General features: G+C 67.6%; 4 protein-coding genes. 1 reads left to right on the forward strand and 3 read right to left on the reverse strand.

Annotated elements, in window-relative coordinates:
- Nucleotides 1–1,359: IS1380 family transposase (locus AC5YDV_RS19485; RefSeq protein WP_496184895.1), on the reverse strand; the 1,359-nt coding region annotated here is incomplete at its 3' end.
- A gap of 287 nt (nucleotides 1,360–1,646) precedes the next feature.
- Between AC5YDV_RS19485 and AC5YDV_RS19490 the strand changes: the two genes are divergently transcribed.
- On the forward strand, nucleotides 1,647–1,871 hold the full coding sequence (locus AC5YDV_RS19490) for a hypothetical protein (RefSeq protein WP_496185185.1): 225 nt from the start codon (nucleotides 1,647–1,649) through the stop codon (nucleotides 1,869–1,871).
- Nucleotides 1,872–2,155: 284 nt separating this feature from the next.
- On the opposite strand, the gene AC5YDV_RS19495 is transcribed toward AC5YDV_RS19490, so the two are convergent.
- Together AC5YDV_RS19495 and istA are read right to left on the reverse strand one after the other, a co-directional pair.
- Nucleotides 2,156–2,899 (reverse strand): ATP-binding protein, encoded by a 744-nt coding sequence (locus tag AC5YDV_RS19495; RefSeq protein WP_496181551.1) that lies wholly within the window; start codon nucleotides 2,897–2,899, stop codon nucleotides 2,156–2,158.
- Nucleotides 2,896–4,434 (reverse strand): IS21 family transposase, encoded by a 1,539-nt coding sequence (gene istA / locus AC5YDV_RS19500; RefSeq protein ID WP_496181550.1) that lies wholly within the window; start codon nucleotides 4,432–4,434, stop codon nucleotides 2,896–2,898. The genes AC5YDV_RS19495 and istA overlap by 4 nt, the downstream gene beginning before the upstream one ends.
- Nucleotides 4,435–4,608: the final 174 nt, after the last annotated feature.

The following is a 4,608-nucleotide window of genomic DNA, read 5'->3' on the forward strand; positions in this document are numbered from 1 at the left end:
TGGTGGTGGGATCGCGGCGATCCGGGCGAACGCGGCCACGAGGTGCTCGACCCAGGGCCAGGTCTTGGGTAGGCGCAGTCGTCGCCGTCGGGCGCCGTAGACGAGCCGGGCCGGGACGTGCAGCAGCCGATACCTGAGTGCTTTCGGTTCGGCCTTGGCGAGGTCACCGTCGAGGGCCAGCATTTTGAGCCAGGCGACCAGGTCGGCGGCGATCATGGTCAGGAGTAGCCAGGTCTGGTTGATGCTGAACTCGCGTGACGGGAACCGGCCCAGGCCGGAGTCTTTGGCGTGTCGGATCCGGTCCTCGACCCGGGCATGCGCCCGGTGACGGGCCTCGAGAAACTGCAACTGCCCCTCGGCGGTGTTGGTGGCGAACGCTTGGTAGCGCCAGCCGTCGTGGGCTTCGAACAGCGACAGTTGAGCCCCGGGGTGGGGGCGTTCGCGGCGCAGGATCACCCGCATCCCGGCCGGCCACCGGGTCAGGTCCAGCAGGCCGGTGACCTCGGCGACGTCCCCGCCGTCTCGGACCTCACCCTCAGCGGTGAGCGCCGGGGACCACAACCCGGCCGGCAACTGCGAGATGGCGTGGCGGATGTTCTCCCCGATCGTGAACCCGACGCTGTAATGCAGCGTCCTGCCTCTGACTTGGCCTTGCGCATGGAGCCAGTCCAGCAGCAGGTGCGAGGCTCCGGCCCCGTCGCAGCGGATCAACAGATGGCGGCGATACGGCATCGGGATCTGGGTGATCGCCTCGCCCAAGACCTGAATGTGATCGACGGCGGTGTTCGATCCTGCCCGACCTGTCCGCAGCGCGGCGGCGAGGAACTCGCCCGTGTTGTCGCACCACACGCCGATCGGGTGATACCCGAAGGTTCGTTTGAACGTCGGCGACGCGAGTTCCTTCTCCGAGTGGGTCACCACGATCGTGGCATCGACATCCAACACCACCGTGCTGCCGAGATCGGTCCCGGCGACCCGAGACGCCGGAACCCCACCAGCCGCTGTCCGCTGGGCCCAGACGTGGCGCCGGACACGGGCCCGGGCCGTGGCGATCTTCCTCCGCCTGGCGTCGGTGACCTCGTCCAACGCCCGCCACACCGTCGGAGCAGACGCGACCGGCCCCAGGACCTGGGATTGGTGCCGCAGCACATCGATGTCGGAGATCGCTTCCCCGCCGTCGGCGAGCAGCACCGCCACATCGGTCAGCACCTGGCCACGGTCGTGCACCGAGGGGACGAACGAACGCCGGGCCATCGCCGTCGATAGGGCGCCGGTCAGGCCGGTGTTCTCGGCCAGCATCCTGAGCCCGATGCTGCCGGCGTGGGCGATCACCGCGCCACCATCGCCGGTCACGGACATACCGGTGGACCACGAAGTACGCTTCACCTACGGAGTGCCTTCCGCTTCAGGGGTCTTGAACAGTCGCAAGTCCAAGTATCCCGTAGCCAGAAGGCACTCCGGCCTATCTACCGCACGCGTCGCTCACTCCGCCATGAACGATCGAGGCTAGGGCCTGGGCCGGAGCAACCGCCCTCAATTGCCGCGACCCGGTGGCCTATTCGTGGGACATTCCCCGCCGTTACGGGCGGCGACGCCGCAGGTAAGGACGGCCTCGCAGTGGCGCACTGGATACGTGGCTAAGTCGCGTGGCCATCTGGGAGGTTTTCGCTGCTTGTGGGGGTGTACCCGAGTGTGAGGAGCCCCCTGTCGTGTCTGGTGTTGAGCGTGTTGAGTTCGAGGGCCAGTTCTTGGATGAACCGTTGCTCGTGGATGTCCTGCTGGAGCGGTTGGAGGAGCTCCTCGAGGCGGGCGGGGATGTTGAGGAGCTTGCTGATGTGCAGGCCCAGCTCGACTTGATCACAGGCCGATGAGCGGCCGGGGACGCGGCGTTGCCGATCTCGAGGCCGCGGCTGCGGCGCGCGAGGAGACGTTGGCGCGCATGCATGAGCAGTTGGCCGATCAGGTTGAACGGTTGGCCTCAGGGGAGGGCTGGCGCGCGTGGTTGTCGTTCGCGAGCGGGTTCTGGATATTGCGCTTGCTGAGGGCCGGTGTTCCGCTGGGGGGTGAGCCAGTGTTCCGGGGATCGGTGGGCCACGTCGACGGGATGGGTTGCCATGGTGCTGGGGCGGCCGCTTGGGCCGCCCCAGCGCTGTGGTTACTGCAGGTGAGTGAAGTGTTTGCGCAGGGAGTCGTCACAGTCCAGGACGGTGGCGTGCGCGTTGGTGGTGATCCGGTCGACGATGGCGTCGGCGAGGATCTTCTCTTCCATCCGGTCGTGCCACTGGCCCGGTGGTAGCTGGGAGCAGTAGATCGTGGAGGCGGTCTTGTGTCGTCGGTCGATCAGGGTGTGCAACTGCTGGACCTGGACCCGGGTGGGCGGGGTGAGGAACCAGTCATCGATGATCAACAACTCGACGTTGACCAGGGTGTCGAGGCAGCGCTTCTTGTCCCCGGTCCGTTCGGCGATGGTGATCCGGTCGAACAGTTCCCCGGCGGGCAGGTAGAGCACCTTGCGGTACTGCTGGCAGGCCTTGTTCCCCAGCGCGCAGGCGACGTAGGTCTTCCCCGCGCCGGTGGGTCCTTGCAGGATGACGTCTTGGTGCTTGACCAGGTAGGCGCCGACCGCGAGCCGGTGGATCAGCTCGAGGTCCATGCTGCGGCCGGGCATGGCTTTCAGGTCGGTCAGGTCGGCGGCGGGTTGGGCGAGGCAGGCTTGGCGGCGGAGCCGGTGCAGCTTGCTGTCGCGGCGTCTCTCGTATTCCCAGTCGACGGCCTGTTTGACCAACTCTGGACCGGTCAGGGTGGCGGCGGTCGTGGTGTCGGCGAGGTTCTCGAAGTACTCGGCCATCCCGGACAATCGCATCGTCTTCAAGCGGGTGAGGGTTTCCACATCGATCATGCTCGGCTCCCGTAGTAGTCGCTGCCGCGGACATAGCCGGCGTCGCCCAGGGAGGGGGCCGGCGGGGCTTGGGTGGGTGGGGTCCAGCCGGTCCACAGCTTCTTGATGAGCGTGTAGGAGGGGGCGGGGGTGGCCGCCAACGCCCGCGTGCAGGTGTCCTCCAGGCGGGCCATGCCGCCGGGCTTGGTGGCCAGCGACATCACCCCCAGACAGGACCGGTAGGACTGCTCGACGATCTGGCGGGACGCCAGGATCGCCCCGATCGCCGCTTGGGTGTTCGGGCCCACCGTGGCGGCCCACTGCTCGAATCGTTCCGGCGTCCAGTCGACCAGTCGGCTGCGGTGGGTGGCGGGCATGTGGGCCGGCAGGGTCGCATACCGGCCCGACACCCCTTGGAAGCGGGGGTGGGACGCGACCCGCTCGATCCCGTCGAAGACCTCCACGATGCTCGTGGTGAGGCGCACATCCAGGGATTGGCCGATCAACCGGGAAGGGACGGAGTAGAAGTTCTTGTCGACCTGGACGTGGTAGTTCGGGCCGACCTTGGCCTTGCGGAGCTCGGCCAACTCGAACCGGACCGGCGGCAGCGGTTGCAACAGTGGCTTCTCGTCGCGTTCGAACACGATCTGCCGGGAGTCCTCCCGCTTCTGGAACGGACGCGCGTTGATGGCAGCGACTTCGGCGAAGATGGCCTCGTTCAACTCGGCCAACCCGACGAACTGCCGATTGCGGAGCACCGCCGCGACCTGCCCCGCGACGAACCGGACGCTCCCTTCGACCACTGCCTTGTCGCGGGGACGTTTCACCCTGGCCGGGATGACCGCGGTGCCGTAATGCTCGGCCAACCGGGCATAGGCGGGGTTCAACGCCGGCTCGTAGCGGTCCGACCGGGACACCCCGGTCCGCAGGTTGTCCGGCACCAGGAGCCGGGCAGCACCCCCGAAATCCTCCAGGGCGTGCACGTGCGCGTCGATCCACGACCCGAGCGTCATGTCCGGGAACGCCTCCACATACGTGTAGGCCGAATACGACAGTGCGGCCACGAACACCCACCCCTGTCGTGGTTCGCCGGTCAGCGGGTCGGCGTAGGCCATCGGGTCCCCGGCCCAGTCGACCTCGATCGACTCGCCCGGGTTGCGCTGGATCCGCATCGACGCGCCGGTGGCCTTCGCCCACCGCCGGTACTGTTCGTTGAAGAACGAGTACTGGTAGGGCACCTCGCCGGTGGCGCGGCAGTTGGCCACGTACTCGTTCCACAACACCAGCAGCGTCACCGACGGCCGTCCCAGCTCCCGGTGCACGTGCTCGAAGTCTGGTGTGGCCCGGTCCGAGTCCGGCTTGGCCGGTTCGGGCAGCAACAGCCGGCGGACCTCGTCAGCCCCGAGGTCCGTCACCTGCTCGAACCCGACCCCCGCCGAGTCCGCCGCAGTGAACACCGCCGCCACCGTGTTACGGGAACACCCCAACACGTCCGCGATCCCACGCTGACTGACCCCCTCAGCTCGCAGCCGAAGGATCTGTTTGTAGTCGACCATGAAGGCGACTTCCTCTCGTCACGCCGTACCCCAACGGCACGGCGCGACGAACGTCCCACACGAAAACCCGAGCGCCGCCACGGTCCACCGCGCCCCGTCGCCGTGGCTCACCGCCCACCGGACCACTGGCTCACCCCACAACGGAACACCGGCCCTCACCGAGCGCAATATGCA

The sequence above is a fragment of the Propioniciclava sp. LT432 genome (assembly GCF_059515965.1).